The 24,639-nt window shown below is 66.6% G+C and carries 26 protein-coding genes, 1 other RNA gene and 1 pseudogene; 15 read left to right on the top strand and 13 right to left on the bottom strand.

All coding sequences use genetic code 11. The annotated features are described in order from the left end of the window. Positions 1-13: 13 nt before the first annotated feature. The 10 genes and pseudogenes from ACIBBH_RS00685 to ACIBBH_RS00640 form a co-directional block, all read right to left on the bottom strand. A complete protein-coding gene (locus ACIBBH_RS00685) occupies positions 14-1,066 on the bottom strand; it encodes an aliphatic sulfonate ABC transporter substrate-binding protein (protein WP_399400475.1) in 1,053 nt (350 codons plus the stop codon). Between the two features lie 58 nt (positions 1,067-1,124). Continuing rightward, entirely contained in the window at positions 1,125-1,865 is a 741-nt protein-coding gene (locus ACIBBH_RS00680; RefSeq protein ID WP_399400473.1) for an ABC transporter ATP-binding protein, read from the bottom strand. Further along, positions 1,862-2,752, bottom strand: coding sequence for an ABC transporter permease (locus ACIBBH_RS00675; RefSeq protein WP_399400471.1), 891 nt, complete (start codon positions 2,750-2,752; stop codon positions 1,862-1,864). The genes ACIBBH_RS00680 and ACIBBH_RS00675 overlap by 4 nt, the downstream gene beginning before the upstream one ends. Beyond that, positions 2,752-3,648 carry a TauD/TfdA dioxygenase family protein gene (locus ACIBBH_RS00670; RefSeq protein WP_399400469.1) on the bottom strand — a complete coding sequence of 299 codons (897 nt, stop codon included), beginning with the start codon at positions 3,646-3,648 and terminating at the stop codon, positions 2,752-2,754. The genes ACIBBH_RS00675 and ACIBBH_RS00670 overlap by 1 nt, the downstream gene beginning before the upstream one ends. Before the next feature lie 1,029 nt (positions 3,649-4,677). Beyond that, positions 4,678-5,133, bottom strand: a complete 456-nt coding sequence (locus tag ACIBBH_RS00665; RefSeq protein ID WP_399400467.1) for a transposase family protein — start codon at positions 5,131-5,133, stop codon at positions 4,678-4,680. A gap of 64 nt (positions 5,134-5,197) precedes the next feature. Continuing rightward, the gene (locus ACIBBH_RS00660; RefSeq protein WP_399400465.1) at positions 5,198-5,539 is read right to left on the bottom strand and encodes a VOC family protein; all 342 of its coding nucleotides are present in this window, start codon (positions 5,537-5,539) and stop codon (positions 5,198-5,200) included. Between the two features lie 277 nt (positions 5,540-5,816). Continuing rightward, positions 5,817-6,104: a hypothetical protein gene (locus ACIBBH_RS00655; RefSeq protein ID WP_399400463.1), complete on the bottom strand. Its 288-nt coding sequence runs from the start codon at positions 6,102-6,104 to the stop codon at positions 5,817-5,819. A gap of 404 nt (positions 6,105-6,508) precedes the next feature. Next, positions 6,509-6,862: a hypothetical protein gene (locus ACIBBH_RS00650; RefSeq protein ID WP_399400461.1), complete on the bottom strand. Its 354-nt coding sequence runs from the start codon at positions 6,860-6,862 to the stop codon at positions 6,509-6,511. Between the two features lie 16 nt (positions 6,863-6,878). Further along, complete coding sequence (locus ACIBBH_RS00645) at positions 6,879-7,862, bottom strand: hypothetical protein (RefSeq protein WP_399401446.1); 984 nt, start codon at positions 7,860-7,862, stop codon at positions 6,879-6,881. A 93-nt stretch (positions 7,863-7,955) separates the two neighbouring features. Then, positions 7,956-8,132, bottom strand: a pseudogene (locus ACIBBH_RS00640) (multiprotein-bridging factor 1 family protein); the annotation flags it as partial. A 232-nt stretch (positions 8,133-8,364) separates the two neighbouring features. Here ACIBBH_RS00640 and ACIBBH_RS00635 point away from each other — a divergent pair. From ACIBBH_RS00635 to ACIBBH_RS00580, 12 genes are all read left to right on the top strand, one after another. After that, complete coding sequence (locus ACIBBH_RS00635) at positions 8,365-8,532, top strand: hypothetical protein (protein ID WP_399400459.1); 168 nt, start codon at positions 8,365-8,367, stop codon at positions 8,530-8,532. Further along, positions 8,529-8,735, top strand: a complete 207-nt coding sequence (locus tag ACIBBH_RS00630; protein WP_399400457.1) for a hypothetical protein — start codon at positions 8,529-8,531, stop codon at positions 8,733-8,735. The genes ACIBBH_RS00635 and ACIBBH_RS00630 overlap by 4 nt, the downstream gene beginning before the upstream one ends. Before the next feature lie 231 nt (positions 8,736-8,966). Further along, positions 8,967-9,227 (top strand): putative ATP-grasp-modified RiPP, encoded by a 261-nt coding sequence (tgmA, locus tag ACIBBH_RS00625; RefSeq protein ID WP_399400455.1) that lies wholly within the window; start codon positions 8,967-8,969, stop codon positions 9,225-9,227. 5 nt (positions 9,228-9,232) lie between these two features. Next, positions 9,233-10,192, top strand: a complete 960-nt coding sequence (tgmB, locus tag ACIBBH_RS00620; RefSeq protein ID WP_399400453.1) for an ATP-grasp ribosomal peptide maturase — start codon at positions 9,233-9,235, stop codon at positions 10,190-10,192. Next, positions 10,189-11,352 carry an ATP-grasp peptide maturase system methyltransferase gene (gene tgmC, locus ACIBBH_RS00615; RefSeq protein ID WP_399400451.1) on the top strand — a complete coding sequence of 388 codons (1,164 nt, stop codon included), beginning with the start codon at positions 10,189-10,191 and terminating at the stop codon, positions 11,350-11,352. Before tgmB ends, tgmC begins: the two co-directional genes overlap by 4 nt. A gap of 48 nt (positions 11,353-11,400) precedes the next feature. Continuing rightward, a complete protein-coding gene (locus tag ACIBBH_RS00610) occupies positions 11,401-11,697 on the top strand; it encodes a DUF6087 family protein (RefSeq protein ID WP_399400449.1) in 297 nt (98 codons plus the stop codon). 155 nt (positions 11,698-11,852) lie between these two features. Next, positions 11,853-12,704: a hypothetical protein gene (locus ACIBBH_RS00605; RefSeq protein ID WP_399400447.1), complete on the top strand. Its 852-nt coding sequence runs from the start codon at positions 11,853-11,855 to the stop codon at positions 12,702-12,704. Between the two features lie 860 nt (positions 12,705-13,564). Continuing rightward, the gene (locus ACIBBH_RS00600; RefSeq protein WP_399400445.1) at positions 13,565-14,776 is read left to right on the top strand and encodes a hypothetical protein; all 1,212 of its coding nucleotides are present in this window, start codon (positions 13,565-13,567) and stop codon (positions 14,774-14,776) included. Continuing rightward, the gene (locus ACIBBH_RS00595) at positions 14,773-15,339 is read left to right on the top strand and encodes a helix-turn-helix domain-containing protein (RefSeq protein WP_399400443.1); all 567 of its coding nucleotides are present in this window, start codon (positions 14,773-14,775) and stop codon (positions 15,337-15,339) included. Before ACIBBH_RS00600 ends, ACIBBH_RS00595 begins: the two co-directional genes overlap by 4 nt. A 241-nt stretch (positions 15,340-15,580) precedes the next feature. After that, complete coding sequence (locus ACIBBH_RS00590) at positions 15,581-16,297, top strand: ParA family protein (RefSeq protein ID WP_399400441.1); 717 nt, start codon at positions 15,581-15,583, stop codon at positions 16,295-16,297. Then, positions 16,294-17,064, top strand: coding sequence for a hypothetical protein (locus ACIBBH_RS00585; protein ID WP_399400439.1), 771 nt, complete (start codon positions 16,294-16,296; stop codon positions 17,062-17,064). The genes ACIBBH_RS00590 and ACIBBH_RS00585 overlap by 4 nt, the downstream gene beginning before the upstream one ends. A 121-nt stretch (positions 17,065-17,185) precedes the next feature. Beyond that, positions 17,186-17,497 carry a hypothetical protein gene (locus ACIBBH_RS00580; protein ID WP_399400438.1) on the top strand — a complete coding sequence of 104 codons (312 nt, stop codon included), beginning with the start codon at positions 17,186-17,188 and terminating at the stop codon, positions 17,495-17,497. Between the two features lie 797 nt (positions 17,498-18,294). Here the strand turns inward: ACIBBH_RS00580 and ACIBBH_RS00575 are convergent. Further along, entirely contained in the window at positions 18,295-19,506 is a 1,212-nt protein-coding gene (locus tag ACIBBH_RS00575) for a hypothetical protein (protein ID WP_399400436.1), read from the bottom strand. A 535-nt stretch (positions 19,507-20,041) separates the two neighbouring features. Here ACIBBH_RS00575 and ACIBBH_RS00570 point away from each other — a divergent pair. After that, positions 20,042-20,800: a hypothetical protein gene (locus ACIBBH_RS00570; protein ID WP_399400434.1), complete on the top strand. Its 759-nt coding sequence runs from the start codon at positions 20,042-20,044 to the stop codon at positions 20,798-20,800. A gap of 51 nt (positions 20,801-20,851) precedes the next feature. On the opposite strand, the gene ACIBBH_RS00565 is transcribed toward ACIBBH_RS00570, so the two are convergent. Continuing rightward, on the bottom strand, positions 20,852-21,256 hold the full coding sequence (locus ACIBBH_RS00565; protein ID WP_399400432.1) for a hypothetical protein: 405 nt from the start codon (positions 21,254-21,256) through the stop codon (positions 20,852-20,854). Between the two features lie 551 nt (positions 21,257-21,807). Here ACIBBH_RS00565 and ACIBBH_RS00560 point away from each other — a divergent pair. Together ACIBBH_RS00560 and ACIBBH_RS00555 are read left to right on the top strand one after the other, a co-directional pair. Next, complete coding sequence (locus ACIBBH_RS00560; protein WP_399400430.1) at positions 21,808-22,638, top strand: zinc-binding alcohol dehydrogenase family protein; 831 nt, start codon at positions 21,808-21,810, stop codon at positions 22,636-22,638. 144 nt (positions 22,639-22,782) lie between these two features. Continuing rightward, on the top strand, positions 22,783-23,631 hold the full coding sequence (locus ACIBBH_RS00555; RefSeq protein WP_399400428.1) for an IclR family transcriptional regulator C-terminal domain-containing protein: 849 nt from the start codon (positions 22,783-22,785) through the stop codon (positions 23,629-23,631). A 27-nt stretch (positions 23,632-23,658) separates the two neighbouring features. On the opposite strand, the gene rnpB is transcribed toward ACIBBH_RS00555, so the two are convergent. Beyond that, positions 23,659-24,063: RNase P RNA component class A (gene rnpB, locus ACIBBH_RS00550), an RNA gene on the bottom strand. Positions 24,064-24,639 lie beyond the last annotated feature (576 nt).

Raw genomic sequence — 24,639 nt, 5'->3', positions numbered from 1 at the left:
GTGGTGCGCCGGCTCAGCCGACCGACAGCTTCGAGCTGTCGTAGCCGGCCGGGAGGAGGTTGTCGGTGATCGACGAGACGTCGACCTTCTTGGTGATCTGGCCCGCCTCCAGGAAGGCGTCGGCGAGCTTCTGCTCCGCCGCGATGTCCGACTTCTCCACTGGGGTCACCCGGGTCTCGAAGGCCTTCAGGGACGCCTTGGCATCGTCCAGGGGGATGCCCTCCTCCTTGGCGAGCGCCTCCGCGTACTTGTCCTCGTGCTTGATCGCCCACGCGAACTCGTGGGCGAGCCGCTGCAGGACGTCCGTGAGAGCCGCCCGCTTGGTCTTGTCGTTCAGCGAACTCCCACTCGCGACGTAGTAACTGCTCGTCTGGTCGATCGGCGGGAGTCCCTTCGCCAGGATCCGCGCACCGTTCTTGACCGCGATCGCCGACTGCGGGTTCCAGATCGACCAGGCGTCCACCTTGCCGGTGTGGAACGCCGTGGCACCGGCCGCCGGGTCGAGGAAGACCAGCTTCACGTCCTTGGGGCCGAGGCCCACGCTCTTGAGCGCGTTCAGTGCCAGACCGTGAGCCGAACTGCCCTGCGGCACAGCGATCTTCTTGCCCTTGAGGTCCGCGAGTGTCTTCAGCGTGGAGCCCTTCGGCACGATGATGTTCTCGTTCGCCTGGGTGGGTCTGAGGGAACGGTTGACGGCGACGACCTTGAAGCCGTACTCCTTCGCGGCGCCGGTGATCGGCGGTACGTCGCCGACGCTGCCCAGGTCGATGTCGCCCGACGCGGCCGCCTGTACGAGCGGCGGGCCGTAGGTGAAGCGGGCGAACTTCACCTTGTAGGGCGCGTTGTCGAACACGCCGGTGATCTTCGCCAGCTCCTGGCTGCCGTCACCGCCGTTGTCGCCGATGGTGAAGGTGTACTTCTTCCACTCGGGGTGGCTGTCGGCGCCCGATCCGCTGGGGCTGCTCAGGGGAGCGGCGGCCTCCGACGTCGATGCGCAGGCGGTGAGGGTGCTCCCCAGGGCGAGCAGGCCGACGGCGGCGACGATTCGGGAGGATCTTCTGGACATGGGTTCTCACGTGCTTTCTGTGCTGTGGTGGGAGAAGTCGGTGGGTGCGGTGGGGGAGTCAGTGCTGGTTGGCCAGGCCGAGGTCTTCCAGGAGCGCGGAGCGCAGTTCCTCCCGCGCGATGCTCGCCTCGCGGTCCGCGGCCGACAGCTCGACGAGGTGGGAGGTGCCGATGCGTCCGTTGCTCATGACGACGACGCGGTCGGCCAGTGCGATCGCCTCGTCGACGTCGTGGGTGACGAGCAGCATCGCCGCGTGGTGCTTGCTCCGCAGCGCCCGCACGAGGTCGTGCATGCGCAGCCGCGTGATCGCGTCGAGCGCCGCGAACGGCTCGTCGAGCAGCACGAGTTCGGGCTCCGAGACCAGCGCCCGCGCCAGCGACACTCGCTGGGCCTCGCCGCCGGAGAGCTCCTTGGGCCATGCCTTCTCACGGCCCGAGAGTCCGACCTCGGCGAGCACGTCGAGGGCTCGCTGCTCCGCGTCGGGTCCGTGCAGGCCGAGGGTGACGTTGCGCAGAACCCGCTGCCACGGCAGCAGACGGTCGGCCTGGAACACGATCGCACGCTTCGCGGGGACCTCCACCCGCCCTCCGTCGGGCCGGTCCAGCCCGGCCAGCAACCTGAGAAGGGTGCTCTTGCCGCAGCCGGAGGGGCCCAGCAGGACCACCAGCTCCTCGTCGGCGATGGTGAGGTCCAGGTGGTCGAGGACGACCCGGTCCCCGAACCGGCGGACGACGTTCTCGGCGACGGCGCCGGCCTGCCGGCGGGGCCGGATGCTGTGCGCAGCAAGCGTGGCGCTCATGTTGCCTCATAACTGGGGCGCCACCGCAGCAGCACCCGCTCGAGAACCCGGACGAACTGGTCGGCGAGCAGACCGAGGAGCGAGTAGATCACCAGCCCCACGAAGACCTGGTTGGTCTGGAGGTAGGTCTGCCCTTGAGTGATGAGGAAGCCGAGACCTCTGTCGGCGTTGACCGTCTCGGCGGCGACGAGACCCAGGACGCTGTAGGCGAGGGAGAAGCGGAGGCCGACCAGGAACCCCGGCAGGGCTCCGGGCACCAGGACACGGGTCACCAGGCGCCAGGTGCCGGCGTCCGTCGTCCGCGTCATCTCGATGAGACGCTGGTCGACCCCCCGGATCGCGGCGAACAGGTTGAGATACATCGGGACGCCTGCGCCGAACGAGATCAGCAGCACCTTGGTGAGCTCGTCGATGCCGAACCACACGATCATCAGCGGCAGCACCGCCAGCAGCGGGATGGTGTTCAGCACCTGCACGACACCGTTGAACAGATACTCGCCGCTGCGCAGCAGACCACCGAGCACCCCGGTGACGATGCCCACCGTCAGACCGATGGCGAGACCGATGCCGGCCCGTTGCAGCGAGATGGCCAGGTCCGGTCCGAGGACGCCCTGCTGCCACAGGTCAACAGCGGACTTCACGATGGAGGTCGGTGCCGGGGCGTAGGTCTTCGCCAGCACTCCGGCCCTGGCGAGGACCTCCCAGGCGATGAGGACCACGAACGGAGTCGTGTAGATCCCCAACGGCCAGCGCAGGCGCTCGCGGAGCGTGCTGAACACCGTCTGGCGGCGGGCGTCGCGCGGCAGGAAGACCTCGAGCCCGCTCGTCGCGCGCGGCGTCTTGGCAGCCGACCCTACGGCCGGCACTTTGAGGCTGACCTCGGTCATCAGGCAGCCACCTCCAGCACTTTGCTGTAGTGCGAGGCGTCACCGAGGAGCGGCTCGCTGCGGCGGCCGTCTATGCCGACCGGCACATCTCCCGCGACCGTCACACGGTTGAGGCGCCGCGGGTGGTCGTCGTAGTTGTCCACCGCGTAGTGCTGGGTGATCCGGTTGTCGAAGATCAGCAGTTGGTCGGGAGCCCAGGTCCAGCGCAGGATGTTCTCCGGGCGGGTCACGTACGACTGGAAGATGCGGAGCAGATCGGCCGACTCACTGCTCGACAGGCCGACGATCCGCTTGGCGAACCCGCCGATGAACAGCCCCCGTTCGCCCGTCAGCGGATGCACCCGCACCAGGGGGTGCTCCGTCTCGTACGGCGTCGAGACGAAGACCTGGTCGTACTCCTTCCGCTGCGCCGTCGTGGCCTGAGGGCGCGCGTAGTCGTACTGGTTGGTGTGCACGACGCGCAACGAGTCCGCAAGGGCGCGCAGCGGCTCGGGCAGGTCGCGGTAGGCCGCGGCCACGTTCGCGATGAGCGTCTCGCCGCCGTACGGGGTGGTCACGAGGGACCGGAGCGTGGTGAGCTGCGGTGGGTTGGCCACGAAGGTGACGTCCGTGTGCCATTCGTTGGCCTTGGACGTCTCACTGTCCACGGCGAGCACGTTCGCCGTACCGTCGGCGGCAGGCACGTTCGGGTGGGCGGTTGTCAGGTCGCCGAACCACCCGGCAACGCGCTCCTGGCCGGCGTTGTCGAGGTGCACGTGGTCGAACACGATCGCCTTGTGCTCGTTGAGGGCATGACGGAGCGTCGTGATCGTCGAGGGATCGGGGGGCGCCGTGAAGTCGACGCCCTCGACGACCGCGCCGATGCGGCCTGTGAGCTTGCGGATGGACGGCGGCATGAGGGAGTTCCTCTCAAGGAATGGGGCGCACTGCCAGGTATGGAGAGTCGGCGTGAACGGGTGAAGGGCGGCGATGAACGGCCACGAAGCCAGTGACTCGGTCCGGTCGTGATGCGAGGGACCGACGACTACGCGAGGAGTGCCGGACGAAGGTCGAGCTGTGTGGTGGACGTCGTGCGACCGCACCGGTCAGCGCGCGCTGTGCGGGGTTTCTTGCGGAAATCCCGCCGGGCCCGCGCCACTTGCGCGACAGGCCTTTGGCCCATAGCTGATGGCACGTCCCCTCGCCGACCTCGAGTTGCGACGCGCGTACTTCTCCCCAGGGGGAGAGGAGGAGCGGAGAGAGGAGCGCGGGAAGAAGGCGGTCGTGCGGTCGATACCGCGGTACCTCGGGGAGACACCGCCGAGGCGGCGGCTTGGCACCGCCCCTTCCGAAGGGAGGCCTTCGCCGCGCACCCGCCGCTGCCGAGGGCCGCTCAGCGGATCAACGACACACTTTCCGGATCAACGACAACAGAACGCGCTGGAGACGTGCGCCAGGTCGATGTGGCGCCTCCGGGTCAAATCCACGCGCGGGGTCATGGAACGGGAGTTCAGCAGACGCCGACCCCGTCGGTCAATAAGTTTCGGACAGGTCTCACATTGCGGATAGCTGCAACTTCTCCGCCCTTGAGAACGGAGCAGCGGGGGCGGGGAGCGGTTGTCCGGTCGCTCGTCCACGGAGGTCGCCCCGGCTCGCCGTACAGCGCCACCTGCGAAGTCCCAGGTTCGGTGCTCGGCTTGTGACGGGTGGCCCGCTTCGCGGCGCGGTCGGAGACCAGCCCGGCGATGGCCCGGTGGGTCTGCTCGTACTCTTCGCGACGGCCAATGTATCGCTCCAGGGGGCGCCACTGCCGGTGCTCGGCGTTGGCGTGTTCGACGCAGATCCGACGGGAAGACTCGCGGCGGCGCATCTCGCGCCATCCATACCGTTCGCTCAGCGGCGCGTTGTCGATGTCCTTCGGTTTCCTCGGTGGGGCGCCGATCTGGTCAGGGAACGCTGATGGTGGTGGTATTGATCGCGTTCTGCTTACGTTTGCCGGAGATGAAGGCCCGTCGGCCGGGGCAGTGCGCCTTGGGCCGGCGGACCTGGGTCTCGGTGCCGTCGATCCGCAGCGTGACGTTCTCGGCCGCGGCGCAGGCGACCACGTCCTCCAGGGTCCGCAGCCGCAGGCCGGGCCGGTCGGGTACCGTGAGTCCGCGCTCGGCAAGCAGCGGGCGGATCTCCCTGATTGCACAGCCGATGGTGGAGGACCACACCTCGTAGATCACTGCCAATGCCTCGTGGGTCGGCCCGGTACGCAGATGGACCAGGGTTGCCAATACCCGGTCGGTGAAGACCAGTTCGTACTTCGGCCCGGCCCCGGGCTGCCGACGGCGAGCGCTCTGCCGCCGCTCGTGCCAGGCAGGATGCGACATGGCCGTGCGGGCTTGCTTGATCTTCACATCTCAAGAACCCGCGCGGCCGTCGTCATGTCACGGCCTGCGATCAATCGCGGTGGCCTCAGGTTCAGGGACCGACGTACTCGAAGACCCCGCCGTACGGGTGCCGCAGCACGGCGCGGTGGCCATTCGGTGTTGGGGAGGTAGCAACCATCACCTCGGCGCCTGCAGCCACCGCCTCCTTCACCGCTGCGTCCAGGTCTGCGACCGCCAGGGTGGCCGCCACGCCGGCAACTCGCTGCGCGGCCTCGTCCGGACCGCTGAACAGCAGGAAGGGGCCGACGCTTGCCAGGGTGACCCCGGCGAAGGCGAAACGGGATGCGGTGCTTCCGGTCAGTTTCTCGTAGAAGGGCACAGCCGCGTCCAGGTCCTCGACGCGCTGCCGCACGACCACTGATTCGATAGCCATGACCGACATCATCACACCATCGCATCGTCCGGCCCGACTTGGGTGCTGTCCGTGCTCGTGCATATCGACTCTGCGCCGACCAGGGTGCTGCTCGACGAGATGACAACTGCTGTCGCGACCTGCGTACAAAATCAGTCGCGGGTCAGCCCGTAAGTCCCCGCAGCAGCACGCAGTCGTCAGTCCCTGCGCTGCTGGGCATACCGGCGAGGAATGCGCGCACCTGCTCGGTGAGGAAGGCGCCGCCGGTCAGCTGCAAGGTCCCGGTTCGCCGGCTCGGTCAGAAATCTGGCGGCCAGGAGTTCCTGTTGAAGGCGTCGGCCCCCAGCTTCCGGTGTATGTCGAGGACGGAGGACACGGCACGGTCGGTGAGGAAGGCAGCTCCGAACACCGTGGGTAACCGCTCTTCCAGATCGGGTTGACCACCCTCGGCCAGCGTCCGCGTGATGTGAGCGCCCAGGATGTGCGCGAGCGGCTTCCCCGCGGGAAGGTTCAGCGACGTGGTGAGGCGCTTCTCAAGAGGAGTTGCGTCAGGTTCCGCCAGGCGTACGACATGGAAGTGGGGCACGCGGGAAGGGTCGAGGCCGTTTGCGTACATCTGCTCGACCAGCTGCTCGGAGCGGCCCGCGCCGCTGTCCAGCAGCTACGTACCTGCGGCGAGTCCGCGAGGAAGGACACCCGATTTCAGGGACTTTCAGCGCTGTCCGAGGGACTTCCGAGGGACTTTCCGCCGCCTAACGCGGCAAGCCCCTGAAAGATCGGAAAGGACCTCCGCTGCAGGTCAGAGGCCCTTTCCCAGGAAAATCCGGAGGTAGCGGCAGACGAGTCGGGCTGTACGCCGGGGAGAGCTACCGCAACGCTATGACCTGTGCAAACACGCAGGGAGGGCGCTCCTGTGGCTACCTTGATGGCTACGTGAGGAGACGCCCCCGCCCCGGAGCTGCCCGGACGGGGGCTTCGTCGTTTCAGGGTTCAGACGGTCTGCTCGATGTGCTCGAAGATGTCCGAGTCCGTCTCCTGCTGCCAGGTCGGCAAGTCGGCCCAGTCGGCGACGTATCCGGGCTTCGGGTCCTTGAAGTGCTTGAACATCTGGGCAGTCCAGCAGATCGCGACGAAGCGGCCCTTCTGCTCGCGGGTGAGCCGTGTGGCGTGCCCTTCGCTGATCCTGATGAGGTCGCGCACCTGTCCGTATACGGCGGCGGCAGCATCGCGCTCCCACTCGGGCGTCTCGTCCCACGGAGTGACGTAGCCGGGCTTCGGCTCACCGGGGTAGTGCTTGTTCACACCGGCGATCCACGCCTCGCGGAAGATCCGACCGTCACTCATGCACGTGTCCCTCTCGTCATGCGGTGCGCGAAAGCGCCGCGATTCGGTGATCCAGATCCGAGACTCGACCATCGGACATGAGCGGGGCAAGACGCCCTCGAAGTCCGTCCAGCTTCTTGCCGATGAATCCCGAGTTCGACCGGTCGGCCAGGCCAAGCACTGCCTCCGCGTACTGCACGACCTGATCGACGTCACCCCGATGGGCCCCGAGGACGGCAAGGTCGCTCAGTACGGCGGCGCGACGGCGCAGGGACAGCGGTTGGGCGAGGGCTGCGGTGAGGGCATCTTCCGCGAGGTCGGGACGACCGAGCTGGAGGTAGCAGACCCCTCGTTCCTCGGGGAGGCGGGAACCGTCGAAGCGGAGCCAGCCGCCGTTGTGGGAGTGGCCGTCGAGGGAATGCACCTTCTCGGCTTCGTCGAGGGCCCGGGCGCAGCCGTCGATGTCGCCCATGGCCGCGCACACCTGGGCCTGGACGGCGGCGACCCAGTGGCGGGTGGACAGTGCGCTGTCGCCCCGCCGGGCGATCCGGGAGGCCACCGCCAGCAGGGGCTGGGCAGCGGGCGCGCGGCGCGCGTACAGCTCGACGTAGGCGTGGCGGGTCATGGCACAGGCCCAGAGGTCGTGGTCACCACCAACATGGGCAGCGTTGGCAGCCAGCGTGTAGCACTGAGCGGCGTCGGTGTACCGGTTGGCGTCGAAGAAGAGTTCGCCGGCGAGCTGGTAGAGGTCGGCCGTCATCGTGCACAGCCGGGCCCGGTCCGCTGCGGTACGCGCCTCGGCCAGGCCCTTCGTCAGGACGTCGAGCTGCTTGCGGACCGCCGGGAAGACGGTCGGCTTTGAGTCCGAGAGGGTGAAGACCTGCCACAGGCTGCGGTGCAGCTCCTCCCCTGTCTCCAGGAGCGCCGCCACTGTGTGTCCTCGGGGGGCCTCGTCCGAACCGGGCAGGGTGACCAGCGCGCCCGTGACGGCGAGCAGGCCCAGGACATTGCGGCGCTTCATATCGTCATCATCACCGTGGAGGAGGGGTGGGGTGTCAGGAAGCACGGCGGTTTCGGCCGGCTGTTCTTCGAAGAGAAGCCCTTCCAGCTCGGAGAGGGTGGCTCCTAACAGGCTGGCGATCTTGGGCCGTTGGTGCGGTTGTGGGGTGGCCCGGCCACTTTCCCAACGGACCACGGTGGACGCGGCCACCCTAAGCGCCTCTGCGAATTCCTCCTGAGAGTAACCCCTTGCCACCCGCCGCTCGGCAAAGCGCCTACGCCTTAAAGCCATTGGACTCCCCTCACGAAGAGCACCTTCCCCACTCGCAACACCCGATGCCCGGAAAACGCCTGGGCAATGCGCGGGGTCCGCTCTGGGAGACGGTAACGGATCGTCGTTCACTGGTCACACGCCGCTCGGAGGTTGAAGGACCCTCCGGGCGGCTCCCCTGAGGCAGCGGGCCGCGCGCCCCGTCCCGTCCAGGCTGCGGCCAGCTGCTGCCCCAACAGAGAGGAGCGACCGCGTGACAACCTCCGAACTGCCCCGCAGGAACCCTGGCGCCAGCGGCCGTACGTACACGCCGCCGGAGCCCCAACCGGGTGCGCCGAGCCGGGCTCTGCGGGTACGGGCGGCCAGCGGGTGGGAGAAGTTCATGCACCGCAGCGAGACGCGTCAGGAGACGGAGACGTGAACCCGGTCGGGCCCGACGGCTACGAGCAGCACCCGCTCCTGAACATGAACGTCCGCGACGTCGCCTCGCGTGGGGAGGGCGTTCTCGTCGCCGTCACGCACGAGCTCCACAGCCACGGCACTGTCCGGGTCGCGCACATCCGGCCCGAGAGTGGCGTCGAGTGGACGACCGCGGCCGACAACATCCAGGCGGCTCGCCTCTGAGGCGGTGTCCACGGATCGCCGTCCGCACCGTACCAGCGCGGACGCAGAGCAGTGCCGGATCCCTCCCCCACCCCCAGCTCAGGGAGGGCCAGGAGGAGAACAGCCAGCTCTGCCCCCGTAGGGGCAAACGTTCAAGCCCCGCTCACCCCTATCAGGCCCTTGCCTGCGGGGACGTCCCGCGTCTGGGTGAGCGGCTTCCTGCACCACTCCACTTTCAACCCAAGGAGTCCCATGACCGCCTCCGTCGCACTCCCCGCCCCCACGCGGCCGTGGGGTGTGAGCCGACTCGCGCCCTACCCGACGACCATCCGCCGGCCCCACGCCACGGTCGCCATCGACCCCACGACGCAACTCGGGGTGTTCCGCGACCGCGCCGACCAGGTGGTCGAGATGGGCAAGCACGGCACCAGCTCCGGAACCGAGACCTCCACGACGACGAACTCGGACTCCAAGAACGATCAGGGTCACGATCAGGACAGCAGCCAGGACTGATGACCATGACCGAGGAGAGGCCGGTTCTGGTGGCCACCGAGGCGGACGACATCACCGCCGACATGGTGATCACCGAGCTCAACCGGCGCGATGTGCCGGTGGTCCGGTTCAACCTCGCCGACATCGGCGAGGGCCTCACGGTCTCGGCTCGGTTCGGCACCTGCCCGGCCCCTGTGGTCGGGCAGGTGCGCACCCCGTCGAGAACCGCCGACCTGACCCGCGTCCGATCGGTGTACTGGCGCCGCCCGGAGTGGCCGTCGTTCCCCCACCTGTCCCCGGACGACTCCCGTTTCGCGGCGGCGCAGGTCCGCTACGGGCTCGGGGGCACGCTCTACGCCTTGGACGGCCCGCTCTGGGTCAACCACCCGTTACGCATCGCCGCAGCCGACTACAAACCTGCTCAGCTCGCCCTCGCCCAGCAGCTCGGCTTCACCGTCCCGCCCACCCTCGTCACCAACGACCCCATCGAAGCACGCGAGTTCATCCGCACTCAGGGACACGCGATCTTCAAGACGCTGCGGTGGACCCCGTACACGCGCGACGGCATGCCGGTGACCGGTTGGGCCGACCCCGTCACCGCCGACGAGATCGACGACAGCGTTCGCATCACCCCGCACCTGTTCCAGGCCCGCGTGGACAAGGTCGCCGACCTCCGCGTCCTGATCGTGGGCCGGCACACCTTCGCCGTACGTATTGACTCCGAACTGCTGGACTGGCGCAAGGACTACAGCGTCCTGACGTACACCGTCGAACACCTCCCCGACAGCGTGGACAAGGCACTGCACGCCTACCTGGACGGCCTGGAGCTGGTATCGGGGAGCTTCGACCTCGCGGTGGACCGGGCGGGGGTCTACTGGTGGCTGGAGCTGAACCCCAACGGGCAGTGGGGGTGGCTGGAGAAGGAGACCGGCCTCCCGATGTCCGCCGCCTTCGCCGACCTACTCGTGCAAGGAGACCGCCGATGACCGACCCGGCATCCGAGCGGCGCCGCATGGCGGCCGTGCTCGCGAACAAGGGCATCCTGAAGTCCCCCTGGCTGCGCGGGGCCGTCGAGACCATCCCCCGCGAGCGGTTCCTCCATCCTGGAGTCTTTCTCGACGAGGGGCGGGTCTGGCGGCCCGTCACCGCCCTCGGCGCCGCCCCGGACGAGTGGCTGAAGATCGCGTATAGTATCGACACCCTCACCACCCAGCTCGACGGCCACCTCACCGCCGACCAGGCCCGCGAACCCGTCGTGGGTGTGCCCACGTCGTCTTCGACCGACCCGACCACCGTCATCGGCATGATCGAGGCCCTGGACCTCACGGCGGGACACCGCGTCCTGGAGATCGGCACGGGCACCGGCTACTCCACGGCCCTGATGTGCCACTACCTCGGCGAGCACAACGTCACCACGGTCGAGGTCGACCCGCAGGTGGCGGCACGCGCCGATGCCGCCCTGGAATCCGTCGGCTACTCGACGTGGACAGTGACGGGCGACGGGCTTCTCGGCCATCCGCACCGGGCACCGTACGACCGGGTCATCGCCACCTGCGCGGTGCGTCGCATCCCGTACACATGGGTCCGGCAGACGAAGCCCGGTGGCATCGTCCTCAGCACGGTCGGCTCCTGGCCCTGGGGAACCGGTCTCGCAAAGGTCACCGTTGGCGATAACGGCACCGCCGAGGGCGCGATCATCGGACGCTCCTCCTTCATGCAGGCGCGGTCCCAGACAGTGACGCCCTTGGCCGGCGACCTCTCTGCCCGCACCGCCTACGCGGACAGTAAGCGGCCCGCGCTGGTGTCTCCCCTCGTCCTGGAGGAGTGGATGCCCGCGTTCCTCGCGCAGCTCGCCGCACCCGGTGCGCAGTTCGTCCGCGCCACCCGCAGCGACGGCTCGCCCTTGCGGTACCTGTTCGATCCGGAGCGGGAATCGTTCGTCGAGTTCATCTCCGACGGCAAGAGTTGGACCGTCCGCCAGGGCGGCCCCGTGGCTCTGTGGGACGACATCGAACGCTCCCTTGTCGCCTGGCAGAACGCCGGGGCTCCGGATATCAATGCGGTGCGACTCCGCGTCACCGACCAGTCCCACGTGTACTGGATCGACGACTGCCCGTCGCTGCGCTTGGAACACCGGCTCACCTGAACCGCTACCCTCCGAGGGAGCTCCCCCCCCCAGCCCGTAGGAAGCACGATGGACGACGAACCACTCTCCGAATGGGTCAAGCGCCGTGACATGAAGATGGGACAGCTCCGCGCGGCCCCTCTCGTCCCTGGCAAAGGCCTGCAGGGGGCGCATCTGAATCCTGACGCACCCCGCGTGATCGAGCGATGGAACGGGCACATCTGGGAGTTCTACGGCTTCGCGGTGAACCTCGCCGAGGCACAGCGCATCCTGTACCCCGATAACAAGGTCGCCCCAGCCTCGGGGTCGGCGCCGAAGCTCGGTCCCGGAACCGGCAGGCACCGGAAGCCCCAGGCCCCGCGATAGTCCCGGCAACGAGCGTCATCCGCAATCCAGAAAGATCCCTGGCCAGGAGAAACACGTGACCAGGGGTCTTTCCCACCTCACCGACAGCCGACCCGAGCCAAACGCATCTGAAAATTGCTTCCGCCTAGTAGTGGACGAACGCCACAATGACGCCCGTGAGCGACGACATATCTCAGGACCTCTGGGCGCAGAGGGTCTACCTGACCTGGCTGGCACGCGATGCCCGCTATGCACTGGCAGCTCTGGAAGCCCTGGTCGAGCTCGCCCGAAGTGCTCCCGTACCGCCGACCGCTTGGATCTGCTTCGAGGACCTCCTCAGCTTCACCGGCAAGGTTTCCAGGATGCTGTGGCCCGTTGAGAAGAAAGGCAAGGGGCAGACCGACGAAGGCTTGCGGTGGCGGAAGGCCCGGGGCGCATATCTGCGAGATGCACTGCCGTGGAGGACGAGTCTCCTTTGGCGGCTCGGGAGGTTCGAAACGGTAGCGAACACTTTGATGAGCGTCTGGACGAATGGATCGTTCACCTTTCCCCGCCCAACACTTGAGGATGTGCAGGCTGGCGCTGTAACGGAGTTCCCTGCGCCTCCCATGCGGCTTGTCGATGCGCAGGCGGGGACGATTGCGGTGGACGGGGCCGGGCTGGACCTGAAGCTCATGGCTGGGGAGCTACACCGCATTCTGGCCAGAATCGAGGCGCTTGAGCCTTCTGCGGCCGCGTTGCCGAATCCCGAGCTGGCCGCAACATTGGCCAGCCTTCCGCCTGTCCCAGTCATCCCGTTTGACGCTCCGGCCCAAAAGCCTGGCGGTATCGAAGCGTGGCTGGACGAGCAGAAGCGGACCGATTCGCCAGGATCGCCACCCAGAACCTGGAGAAACACAGGCGTAGCCATAAAGAGTGAGCACGCCGCTCGCTCCGCCGCAAAAGGCCCCGGGCCAGGCAAGCACCTGCCGGGGCTCCCCGACTCGCCGACGCCCGAGGCATGGCTACCTTCGTGGCTACGTGCGTAGTCGCACGGTCCCGTTTGAACCGGTGCGGACCAGGGTCCAGCGAGACCCGCCCATACATGGAAAAAAGCCTCTGCCCTGCGTTTCTACTGGTCAGAAGCTCTGAGGGGCAGACGAGTCGGGCTGTACGCCGGGTTCTCCAGAAGCATCCTTCTGACCTGCGGCTTTGTGGGGCGAACCGGCTGTGACCTGCTAGGACGGGTTGCAGAGGCGATCGGAGGCAGTCAGAGGAAATCGCTCTGATTCGACCCCGGATCGACCCGGGTCGCTCAGAGGCAGCCAGAGGCAACCCCTCTGCTCCTGCCGCCTGAGCGGCCCGGGAGTCCGGAGTCGGACAGGCCGACGACTCCGACTCCTTCACGGTCTCCCCGGTCGAGCCGCGATGGGGATGCCTGCCTCCACCGGAGCCAGGCACACGAAAGCCTCCAGGACGGCCATCCTGGAGGCTCTTCGCTGGCACCGATTGGAGGTCGGTTCCGGACACCACCCGTGGTTTTAGCGGGCCCCGGTGGCGTCCATGTCTTTCGCGAGACGACCCCAGAATGCCATACGACGTACCCCGTTCGCAGCACCCACTGAAGGCTTCGCGTCCAGGAAAACCCCATCCAGAGGCAGTCAGAGGCGGTCACACCACGCCCCTGGGGCTTGCCCACCTCCCTCCGGCCGCCGCCGACCTGGTCCTCCTCGGAGACCTCACTGGCCGCTACGCCGCCGGCAGCTACAGCAAGCTCGGCCGTGACGGAGAGGTCGTACGCCGTGGTGACCGCCAGGGCGTGTCCGAGCACGGGCACCGTGTCACCGCCGCCATCGCCTGCCATGTCGCACGTTGTGGAGGAACTCTTGATCAGCTCACACAACTCCTCATGCACCCGGACCACGAGGGCGGGAGGCATCCGCAGTACATAGCGCAGCGCTCGGGCCAGGCTCGCGCCCTGTCGTACATCCGTCGGGTCTGGGACAGCGCCTGCGCAGCGGTCAGTAGCACGGCACGGGTCGAGTCACGCGAGCAGTCCTACGAGGACCTCGCGGCCCTGCGGGCCCGTATCGAGACCACCCCATGGCGCGGCGAACGAGGCAGGACCGCGCTGCGTGTGCTTCGTGCCCACCTGAACTTCGCGGAGATCGCCGGTGGCCGCCTGCACGCGGCCAGCGAACGTCAGACAGCTGAAGAGGCCGGAGTGTCGCGGCAGACCCTGCGGAAGGCCTACGAAACCGTTCTCAAGCCTGGAGGGTGGCTGCGCCGGCTGAAGGTCGGACGAGGCCGGGAAGGCTCGACCTGGTACCTCGGCGACGGGCCTGGTGCTGCCATTCAGCCATCGCAGTCTCGTTCTTGTACCACTCAGTTCCCCCCCGACCCGGCACTTGAGGAGTGGAACACCCCTGAGACGGGACTGTGTGCAGACGTCGATTCCTCCGTCATCGGCAGCCTCATGGGACACGACGCCTTCACGCACCACGCTCTGGGCAGCTCCGCTCTCGTGGTCATCGGTGCTCTGCATGCACGTCCCCACCAGACCGTCAGCGAACTCGTCGTCACAGCCTCCGTGTCGCGAGCGACCGCCTATCGAACCCTGAACCGGCTCCTGAGCCATGGCTTGGTCCACCACACCGGCGAGACCTGGTCCTTGGCCCCGAGGGCCCTGGAAGGCTTCGGTAACAGCCACCCGGACGCTGTTACCGACCTCCAAGTGACGCCTGCACACGGTTGGGACCGGATCGCCGACCAGTACGGAACGACAGGGACCTCCGCCAGCCGCAAGGCTCTCCACGCTGCTGAAAGGGCGGCGTACCGCAAGGCGCTGGAGGGCCTGGCGGAGCATCGGGCCAAGGCCCTGGTGGTGGTCCGTGATGGCCGTTCGGTGCTGGTTCCTGCCGTACGACCAGACGAGATCTCCGCTGAGTGGTACGGGCCGCACGGAGCCGTGACCAACCCAGCCACAGGAGTGGCGGACCCCGAGTGGCGGATCGCCACGGACGGCCGCTTGATCCTCATCACTCCGCGCGACGAGCGCTCATATGACGAGCTTGCCGCCGCCTACACCAACGCACTCAGAGAATGGGAGTTCGCCGCATGACGGATCAGCGCCCAGTACGGGGCGACCACGAAGTGCCCACCACTCCCGAGGCTTTGCGGAAGTGCTACGAGGCCGGATCCACCGTCCAGGAACTCGTGGTGATCAGCGGCCTTTCACACGGCACGGTCATCAATCGGCTCCGCAGCGCCGGGACGATGATGCGCACTTCGTGGGAGACGCGCCGGATGCGAGAAGCTCCGGCTCGTCGCCGCCTGGCAGCTCACCTGCGTCGACTGTACGAGCAGCACGGCGCCACTCTGGCGGAACTGGCTGCCGCCGGGGCCAAGACCAAGCGGGCCGCCCGTCAGCTGCTAATCGAGGCCGGCGGCAAACCGCGCACTGCGCAGGAGACGCTGCGCATTCGTTCCGCCGCCAGTGCCGCCGAGCGGCAGAAGCTGATGGCGGCACTTCGGACGAAGTACGAAAACGGTGCTGCGGTATCGGCTCTCGCTGCGGAGCACAACCTTTCCACCGCAACGGTCTACCGGCTCCTGCACCAGGCCAAGACGCGGATGCGGTCCCACGGTTCTGCTGGTCAGAGTCAGCACAGGCCCGTCCCGTGAACAACCTGACGCGGACGCACGATCGCCTCGCTCAGCGCGGCAAGCGAAGGCAGAACATACGCGGATCGCTGCATCCGGCCCGTCCTCCCCCGAAAGACCGGCGATCACGTCGACTTCCGGGTGCCTGCCCGTGACGGCAGGCACCCGGAGGGGCCTCTCGTCAGGCAGCTGCTCCACACAAAGCTTTGTGCCGCTGCCTGGCGAAAACCCTCAACTTCGCATTCTAGGAGTACAAGCACACGTGAACGAGTTCACTCGCCAGAAGACGCTGGCAGCAGCAAACACCAGCACCTGGGACGCCTTCGTGGTCGTCGTCGGAATGCTCAAGGGTGGCGCCGGCAAGACCACATCGGCCTGGTTCATCGCGCTCTACTACGCCATGGTCCTCGGACTGCGCACGCTGCTCCTGGACGCCGACGCCATCAGCCAGTCTGCCTACGACTGGTTCAAGGTCGCCCAGGCCGAGGGCTTCGAGGTCCCGGAGAACCTGGTGGTCGAGCGGTACCCGTTCGATGACATCGCCGAGTACATCCAGGCCAAGCGCGCCGAGTTCGGCGCGATCGTGGTGGACGCCGGCGGCGGCAGCGCCCGGATCTTCCACGAAGCTGTTACCGAGGCGGACCGGCTGATCGTTCCGGTCGCCCCCACCAAGATCGAGCGCCGCAAGCTCGTGGCCACCTTTGACGAGGCCGAGCGCGCCGCCGCACGCAACGAGCGTGACGTCACCGCCCACGTGGTGCTGGTCAAGGCGGACGATCGCACCAGCCTGCCCCGTAGGGCCAAGGAGAGCCTGCTGAACCCGCCGAAGGGCGAGGGGCTCGGCGAGGACCGTGACGGGCCGTTCCCTCTTGCGGAAACCGTGATCCATTCCTGGGTGCACTACATGGAGGCTTTCGGCGAAGTGCCGACCGAGCTGAGCGAGTACGCCGAGCTGATGAAGGAGCTGGACGCAGCGTGACCGAGAACAACGACAAGCTGAAGCCGCCGGCTCGGCGCCCCCGCCCGAAGGGCCACGTGCTCGGTGGCGCCAAGAAGACGGCAGCCGCGCCTCCGCCGCCGGCCGAGCTGACCCGTGAGCACCTGGATGCCGAGCAGGCCCACCCCGCCGACACCGACCTCGCGCCGCCTTCCACAGCGGACAGTGGCCTCTCGCCGCGGCCGACTGCCGACCGTGTTGAGTCGCCCGCAATAACGCACGAAGCGTCCGCGACGCAGGCTCCAGAGCAGATGCGGATCGCCGCACAGGCCGATGGAGGCGCCGGCCACACGTCGAGCGCGCCCCCTGTGGCCTCTCCTGCTGAGGCGCCGTCCGAGGCACCTGAACCCTCTCCTCAGCCTGTCCCGGCCGCTCCGCCTGCACCCGCGTATGGCTCCTCCGAAGTGGCCGTGCGGGAGGCTGCGTCGGCAGCACAAGGAACGTCATTCCCTATGAGGGCTGGAGCAGCAGCTCCCCAGTACGAGAGCGAGGCTGCTTCAGAGTCGGCATCGAATGATGGTGCACCGTGGACCCAGGGGGCGGGCCGTCCGAAGGACATCCCAGAAGCTGCCGCAGTCCTCAATCAGCGCCACATCACGCGAGAAAGCCTCGACGCATCGGTTCCTGCGGCGCTGAAGCTCAAGAAGCGGATCAAGCGCTTCGCGCTCGACAACGATCTCGACCACCTGCCCATCGGTGACATCGTCTGCGTGGCAGTGGACGAGTGGTTGAGCCGCCGCGGGTTCTGACGAACCGCCCGTCGATCGGGGCGACCCGCCAGCACGAAGGCTGGTCGCCCCTTCGGCGACTATTCCACTAGTCCACTAGGCGGCTAGCTATCCGCCTAGTCGCCTCCACGGGAGCCACTCCGTGCACAACCTCACTACCTATGCCGGCCAGCTACGTGCGGTTGCCGACGCGCTTGAAGCACAGTCTGAGTCACAAGGTGATCCGCTTGCTCCTCACCCGGACACCCTGAAGGTCATCAACAGCCGGCACACCAAGCGCGGGCAACTGAACTACGCCGTCCCTGATGTCCTTCAGCTCCAGCGCCGTATCCGCCGCTGCAATGCCGACACCGAGATACCCCACGGCGACATCGTCGCCCTGGCCCTAGACGCATGGCTCCGGGCCAAGGGCTACCCGCCTGATCCCAAGCAGCTCGGCAACAACACACCATGACGGAACACACCGGTCAACTCCCGCTGCCGGACATCGGCGAAAGGCGACAGACCCCGGCAGCCAGAGGAGAACAGCTGTCCCTTCTGGGACACCCGACACCGATCCGACTGCCTGCAGATCTCTGGTTGAACTGGCTGACTGACGACACCATCGTCGCCCGCTTCAAGGCCAAGTGCTACGTCCGCTCAGCGGGTCAATGCTGGCCATGGCTAGGCGCCGTCAGCTCAACCGGCCATGGATCATTCCGCGCCGCCAGCCTCCCAGGGCCGTCTCGCAGAGGCACGGTCCCAGCTCACCTCTTCGCCTACCAGTTGGCCAACGGCGTGGTCACCCGGACGGGATGGTCCTCCGCCGAGGATCCTGTCATCTGCCACACCTGTGACTTCCACGGCTGCACGAATCCCGCCCATCTGCGACTGGGGACAGCCGCAGAGAACCGAGCCGAGTGGTCGCGACGGCGGCACAATCCCCATGGTCCACTCGCAGACGTACGCGGGGCTGCCGGCCGAACACGAGCCATAGCTTCGGCGATCCTGGCGGGCCTCAAAGCCGGCGAATCGCAAGATCGCATCGAAGAGAGAATCCGTGCCGCGGAAGAAGCAGGAATCCCGCTGACCCTGTGGTGACATATCCACTCCTCTGGACTACGTCCAGGCAGACGGCCCGGCCTCGAAGTCCAACGCGGCCGGGCCCCTCCCTCCCACAGCAGAATCTGGGTGCCCGGCTGGCCGACGGTACCTGTGGCCGAGACACCGCTCGACGTCCACGTGCACTCCCGGAGAGCCCGCTCCGGTCCTCTATGGAATCGTGCTGGATTCGCAGAGCTGGGTGCCGGCCACCGACCCCCGCGCTCTGGGTAGAAGGATGCCCTGGGCCTCAGCGGCCTGGCCCGGACGTAACGTCCAGGGCACTGGACCCGTGTTGGTCAGCCACTCATTGGCCACCAACCGCTGTACCACGAACAGGCGCACCTGACGCCTCAGATTCCAGCCCAGCCCCGTGCACAGTTGGTTGCACGAGGGACCGTGGCCGTGCTCGGCTCGGAAGTCCACAGTGAACCTGGCCGCCAGCGGACCACGGTCTGGGTGCGTTTCCTTCCACTTGCCATAGGCGGCCTTCGTGTTCTTGGGGACGAACTGCGGGCGAGCAGGAACCATGAATGCCTCCGCGACCCGCTCCGCAGGCAGGGCGCACAGGGCGCAGTACTCAACCGCCTCTACGTGCCGGCGGAGAGCGGGCGTGGCTGCGGCCTTCCAGTGCAGCCAGGCATCAGCGCTGAACTCGAAGCCCCGCGCTGCCGGCGACATCGCTGCACCGTTGCTCTTTCGGTTCGTCGTCGCCGTTCGTTCGTCCTCGGTGGGGTGGCGCATACCCGATAGGTGTCGCACAGTCGGGTCGAGGCGACAACGGTCCTCGGACAGCTCAGCGAGGAAGCTCTTTCGCAGGAGGTCCGGCAACGCGGCCCGGCAGGCTTCGGGGAGGTTGGACGGGATCTGCCCGAGGAGCTTGGACGTGCTGTGGGCAGCGAGGAACAAGGCGGCCAGCCGAGCGGCTGGAGGAAGCTTCTTGACCGGCTTCGCGGCCAAGGTCCGTGTGGTCCATCCGGAGACTCGCGAGCGCGTGTTCTTCCCGAAAGGCAGCGGGTGGTCCGTCTCCCGGACGAGGTCGGGCACGGTGACGGGGACCGGCACGGCTGGGTCACCGTCGAAGAGCGCATCGTTCACCTGCCAGCCCAGGCTACGCAGGGCGTCAATGGCGCCGCGCGCGTCGTTCAGCCGCAAGGCCGACAGGTCCATACCCGTGAGGTTACCGACACCGCCGCGTGCCGCTCGGATGGCCACCACCACCGCGACAAGCTGCGCCTCGGGACCGGGCAGGTCGAGTGATGCCACGTAGCTCAACAGAGTGCGAGCCGCCTCACCTTGCTGACTCGTCAAGAGGAACGGCAACTGCTGCGGCTCTCCGGTCGAGCCGGAGCTGACCTCGCTGAGGGATTCGATCTTCGGCACGACAGGCTCAACGCTGGGCGAAGACCGACGTCACTGCGTATGGCTCGACCGGAGTATTCCGCTTCTTCCACCACTTGGCAGGAACACGGTCACGGCACGAGCGGCGGGGTACCCCGTCACGCCGCTTCGGGTGGCTGGATGCGAGTAACAGGATGTGCCCTGCGCCGACGCTCGCGTCGCCGACACGTGCCAGCCCGCACCAGATGGCCTCGCCAGGAATGAAGTGATACCTACGGCTGTGGCCGATCAGGGGCCGAGGCCGTAACTGGCCCGTCGCCGACCTCATCAGTCAACCGGCGACAGATTTGGTAAACACCCGTTGAGAGCCCATCTGCACGACTAACCTCAACCTGGCTGGGCGATTGGCCTAACATGGAGACGTTGGTCTAGTCCTCCCTAAGGATACGTGCACCCGTGCGAGGTCGCCTTGACGCGACCTGCTCCCGCAGTGATATTCACGTGCGTAGATGGCTGCTACTGTCCGTACATTCCTAGATCAGCTGAGACCTGACAAAGAGAGGAGGGCGGGCCCACGATGCCCGGTACCGGCGGTGACGAGAGCGCGGCGCCCCGCACGCTCGCGGAGAAGCTGACCGCCCTTCGCGAGGGACTCGCCCCCGAGGGTGGCAAGCCGCCGTCCTGGAACGCTCTGGCCCGCGAAATCTCGGAGCAGACCGGCGTCCCGATCTCGGGTCCGTACCTCTGGGAGCTGGCGACGGGCAAGCCCGGCACGAACGTTACGCTGCGCCACCTGAAGGCACTCTCTGACTACTTTCACCGACGCATCTCGTACTTCGTCGATGATGAAGTGGCCTTCGAGGATGACACCCAGGCACAGTTGGATCTCCTCCGAGAGCTACGGCGTCTAGGTGTCCGTAACATCAGGCTGCAGAACGCGGGGCCAGGCGCCGCCGATCGGGAGACCGTCCAGGCGCTGCTCGCCCGACTCCAGACACTTGATGTCCTCGGCGACGAAGGTGTGCGCGAGGTCGCTTTGGGAGCCAGCGCACTCAGCCCGGAGCAGCGGAAGATCCTTAGCGACCTCGCCGGCCGGCCAGGCCTCTTGGGCGCGCTACCCCACATAATGGGACTTCTTGAGGCTGCCCAGCAACTTACCGAGGAACAAATCACCGCCGCCGCGAACATTCTGAGGCAGCCGGACCTGCTTCTCGCCACCGCGGATGAGAGCGTGCGCGAAATCGCAACGAAATGTCACGAACTGCTGCCGTCCAGTCGGCAGGCACTTTTGCCTGTGATTGCACAGCTCCAGCACCTGGAAAGCGACAGGAGCTAGGCGACATGGAAAAGCGTCTCGCGTACGCCGTAGGATTTGTGGCAGGTTTCGTCAGCCCTTGCTTTGACGGTAGGGCCCCAGGCTGAGGTACTGGGCGATCAGCTCACGGGGCAGTTTCGGCATCAGCCAACTCGCCGCCTCAAGGGTCGCCTTCTCTTCTGCATCCAGCACCATATGCCGGTCATCACCATCTTTGTTCGGTCGCTCTGAGAGCGGCCCAGCAGATACCGGGTGAAAGATCAGCATGCCGTCCTGCGTCTCAAGCCACACACCGCTTTGAGTAGTGGCCCGATGATCTATATCGCTTTGAGAGCGGTGTACCAGGTATCCATCGCTCAGCTGATCGCCACCGTCTTCGATCGGCTCAGTGCTTTGCTGGGATTCCAGGGTTGACTGCGACTCCCTGGAGAACGCTTCGTTCCGGAATGCCAGCTGGCTTCCTCCCGGCATCACCATCGCTATCGCCCCCCGTGGTCTCTGTAGGCCAGTCTCCACGACGTCGGTACGCACCCATTCCCGCTTGTGGCACACAAGTGTCCTACGGCAGCGGATCGCACCTGCAATCGGCCGCCGACAGTCGCCCAGCGTTCGACTCCGGGCGCAGCGTCGCGCGGCTTGAGTGTCGATCGACGCTCCGTCGATCTCACCCTGCCTGCTGATTCCTACCTTGCAAATATGCCTTAGTCAACGCGGAAATACCCACAGTCGTGACGACACGACTCTTCTCTCACCCAGTAAGAGCCGAGTCCGCCACCGTCTTCTCAGACAGTGAGAATTCAAGGCGGATTCTCACTGAGTGAGAAGCTACGTGAGCCTATGCCCGGCCGATGGCGGCCGATACGCGTGTCATAGCCTGGAGCGGCCAGTTAGGATCAACCTTCCCGAGGAGAAGCGTGCGCGCGATCAGGATGGAGCGGTTCGGTGACCCAGAGGTCCTCCAGCTGGTCGAACTTCCGGACCTTCAGCCAAGGAGCGGTCACCGTCTGCTCCAAGTGAGCCGAGCAGGCGTGAACTACGCCGACATCCATGTGCGGAATGACAGCTATCTCGCCCCGGTGGCACTCCCCTACATACCCGGCAACGAAGTGATCGGCCGTACCTCCGATGGTGAGCGCTTCGTGGGGCTGACGCGTGGCGGTGGCTATGCGGAACAAGCACTCGTTCACCGCCGCACCTCCTGGGCAGTGCCGGACGATGTGAGCGACGAGCAAGCACTTGCACTGTGCTTGCAGGGCAACTCTGCCTATCACCTGCTCGCCACAGCTGCCCAGGTGAAGGAGGGTGAGACCGTCGTGATTCCCGCTGCGGCCGGCGGTCTCGGTTCGCTTGCGGTCCAGTTGGCTAAGAACATGGGCGCCAGGGTGGTCGGCCTGGCCAGCACCACGGAGAAACGCCAATTGGTCCAGGAGCTGGGGGCAGACGCTGTCGTCGACTCCACCAGCAGTAATCTGGCCGCGGAGATAACCGAATCGGCCGGCGGCCCAGTTCAGGTGGCCCTGGAGATGACTGGGGGTTCAACCTTCAAGGCCCTCGTCTCCGCCCTGGCCCCTCGTGGGCGTCTCGTGGTGTACGGCTACGCTTCCGGGCAGATCAGCGACATCTCCACCAGGGTGCTGATGGAGCGGTCGATCACCGTGGCGGGATTCTGGCTTCCGCATCTCTACAGCGACCGGAGCGCCCTGTCGACCAGCATGAGCGCGCTGTTCGCAGCTGTACGTGCTGGCTCTCTCCGCCCCGTCTTGGGGCCTGTGTATCCCCTGGGGGAGGCCGCTGTCGCTCACACCACCCTGATCGCTCGTTCCCATGTTGGGAAACTCTGCTTGGATCCCACCCGGTAGAGCTGGCAGTCAAGTTACCGTCAAGTTAACCTCCCGACGGAACAAACGTGCGACGCGATGCGTCGTTCAAGTAGTTAATCGCATGAGGCGCTTGGTGGGCCGCGCCCCAGGGGTGCGGCCCACCCAACGGGAGGTGGCGACTGCATGACCGGCAACGAGACCTTGAACAGAGAGGGGACTCCCACCCGCCCTGGCTCCCGGCTGGTGGACAGGTTCATTCGTGTTCAGCAGGCCTTCGCGGACCTCGGGGGCGGGGCCCATGGCACAGGTGAACTCGCCGAAGCTGCCGGCTTGGACGACTCCACGACGTCACGCATTCTCCAATCTGGCGTGCACCAGGGGGTGTTCGAGCGAGTCGGCCGCAAGTACCGCCTGGGTGCGACTGCTGCCCAACTCGGCCTGCACGCGCTTGCGCACACCCCCTCCAAAGACGAGACGACGCATGAAACTCTGGAGGAGTTGAGAGAGGCGACCGCCGGCGGTCTGGTCTTCCAGTACATGCTGGCCCCTTTCGCCGGAGCACAACGCGCATGCATAGACATGGCCGTTGGTGACTCTGACCTGGTAGAGCTTGGCATGACGGCTCGCGACATCCTCAGCGTCACACGCTCACTTCGCACTGGCGCCAGCGGTCGAACCATCCTCGCCTACTTGCCTCGACCGATTCAGGAAACCGTGTTGGCAGAACCAGTCCCTGAAGAGGCCGGACCCGGTGTCTACCGAGACCGTGACGCGCTACTCGCGTCGCTGGCCGACATCCGCGACTGCGGATACGCACTCGGCTACCAGGAATGCATGCCCCTCTGGAATTCCTGTGCGGCGCCTATCGCTTGGGGGCAAGCAATCATGGGAGCTGTTCTGCTGCTCAAGCCGGCAAGTGCCATGCCAGAGGCGCCTCCCAGCGCCATTCAAGCCACACAAGCAGCAGCTGCGAAGATCAGCGCTCGGCTGAGCCATCTCTCGGAGCCCTTGTCGATGATGTACGGTTTCTGACTCGCCAACACGACTGTCGTCGAGCGGCAGACGAGTCGAGCTGTACGCCGGATTCTGTCACCCGGTCACCTCACGGCGGCCGGGGAGACGGCCATCCATCTAGGACCAGCGTTACCGCTGGCCTCCTGCGGTCTACCCGCGGACTCGGGCGGGCAGCCCTCGAACGTCCGCGCAGAGCGCTTTTTTATAGCACTCCTCTTGACCTTGCTCCGGGTGGGGTTTACCTAGCTGCCCAGGTCACCCTGGACACTGGTGGTCTCTTACACCACCGTTTCACCCTTACCGAGGGCCGAAGCCCCAGGCGGTTTGCTTTCTGTGGCACTGTCCCGCGGGTCACCCCGGGTGGCCGTTAGCCACCACCCTGCCCTGTGGAGTCCGGACGTTCCTCGGGAAGCCCCCTGGGGGACTCCACGCGGCCGTCCGCTCGGCTCGTCTGCCGTACGGCCATGCTAACCGACCAGACGCCGCCGGCGGCTCTCTGACCCTTCGGACATGATCACGCTGTCCCAGCACTCCGACTACATCCGCTGAGCAGCTCCGCCCTCGCCGACCGAGAGCAGCCCTCGGAATATCCGGGCTCCGTAACAGCGATCGGACCAGGCGACCACGTATTGCGACACCCCGCTCCCGGCCAGGAGATTGTGAGGGGGTGCGGCGGACTGTGCGCAAGGTCGTTCCGGAACCTTTTTTCGCCGCTCCTTCGTCGCGGTGAAAAAAGGTTCCGTTCCTCCCCTGCGCTTCGTCCGGCACCCCCTCAAAATCTCTTTTTGCCGGGAGGGGGAGGGGGCGGTCCTCCGGCTTGGCTGGTCGGGGGGTGGGGGTGGTCGGCCGAGTGCGGACCGGTTGACGGGAAGGGCGGAGCGAGCTGTCGTCCGCCATACGGCCGTCGGTAGCGGGTGCGGGTAGCGGGTCCGATTCCCCGTAGTTGATGAGGTTGGGGTTGACTCCCCCACCCAAAATAGATAGATTTACCTATGTCGGAGGGGGGCAGGGCAAGCCCCCGACACT

It is taken from the genome of Streptomyces sp. NPDC051636, assembly GCF_044453765.1.
Taxonomy (GTDB): Bacteria; Actinomycetota; Actinomycetes; order Streptomycetales; family Streptomycetaceae; genus Streptomyces.
This window is presented reverse-complemented; position numbering and strand designations above follow the sequence as displayed.

Excerpts from the sequence above, each read along its gene's own strand:
- ACIBBH_RS00685 (WP_399400475.1), bottom strand. The coding sequence starts at position 1,066 with ATGTCCAGAAGATCCTCCCGAATCGTCGCCGCCGTCGGCCTGCTCGCC.
- ACIBBH_RS00680 (WP_399400473.1), bottom strand. The coding sequence starts at position 1,865 with ATGAGCGCCACGCTTGCTGCGCACAGCATCCGGCCCCGCCGGCAGGCC.
- ACIBBH_RS00675 (WP_399400471.1), bottom strand. The coding sequence starts at position 2,752 with ATGACCGAGGTCAGCCTCAAAGTGCCGGCCGTAGGGTCGGCTGCCAAG.
- ACIBBH_RS00670 (WP_399400469.1), bottom strand. The coding sequence starts at position 3,648 with ATGCCGCCGTCCATCCGCAAGCTCACAGGCCGCATCGGCGCGGTCGTC.
- ACIBBH_RS00660 (WP_399400465.1), bottom strand. The coding sequence starts at position 5,539 with ATGGCTATCGAATCAGTGGTCGTGCGGCAGCGCGTCGAGGACCTGGAC.
- ACIBBH_RS00650 (WP_399400461.1), bottom strand. The coding sequence starts at position 6,862 with ATGAGTGACGGTCGGATCTTCCGCGAGGCGTGGATCGCCGGTGTGAAC.
- ACIBBH_RS00645 (WP_399401446.1), bottom strand. The coding sequence starts at position 7,862 with ATGAAGCGCCGCAATGTCCTGGGCCTGCTCGCCGTCACGGGCGCGCTG.
- tgmA (WP_399400455.1), top strand. The coding sequence starts at position 8,967 with ATGACCGCCTCCGTCGCACTCCCCGCCCCCACGCGGCCGTGGGGTGTG.
- tgmB (WP_399400453.1), top strand. The coding sequence starts at position 9,233 with ATGACCGAGGAGAGGCCGGTTCTGGTGGCCACCGAGGCGGACGACATC.
- tgmC (WP_399400451.1), top strand. The coding sequence starts at position 10,189 with ATGACCGACCCGGCATCCGAGCGGCGCCGCATGGCGGCCGTGCTCGCG.
- ACIBBH_RS00610 (WP_399400449.1), top strand. The coding sequence starts at position 11,401 with ATGGACGACGAACCACTCTCCGAATGGGTCAAGCGCCGTGACATGAAG.
- ACIBBH_RS00600 (WP_399400445.1), top strand. The coding sequence starts at position 13,565 with ATGCACCCGGACCACGAGGGCGGGAGGCATCCGCAGTACATAGCGCAG.
- ACIBBH_RS00595 (WP_399400443.1), top strand. The coding sequence starts at position 14,773 with ATGACGGATCAGCGCCCAGTACGGGGCGACCACGAAGTGCCCACCACT.
- ACIBBH_RS00570 (WP_399400434.1), top strand. The coding sequence starts at position 20,042 with ATGCCCGGTACCGGCGGTGACGAGAGCGCGGCGCCCCGCACGCTCGCG.
- ACIBBH_RS00565 (WP_399400432.1), bottom strand. The coding sequence starts at position 21,256 with ATGGTGATGCCGGGAGGAAGCCAGCTGGCATTCCGGAACGAAGCGTTC.
- ACIBBH_RS00555 (WP_399400428.1), top strand. The coding sequence starts at position 22,783 with ATGACCGGCAACGAGACCTTGAACAGAGAGGGGACTCCCACCCGCCCT.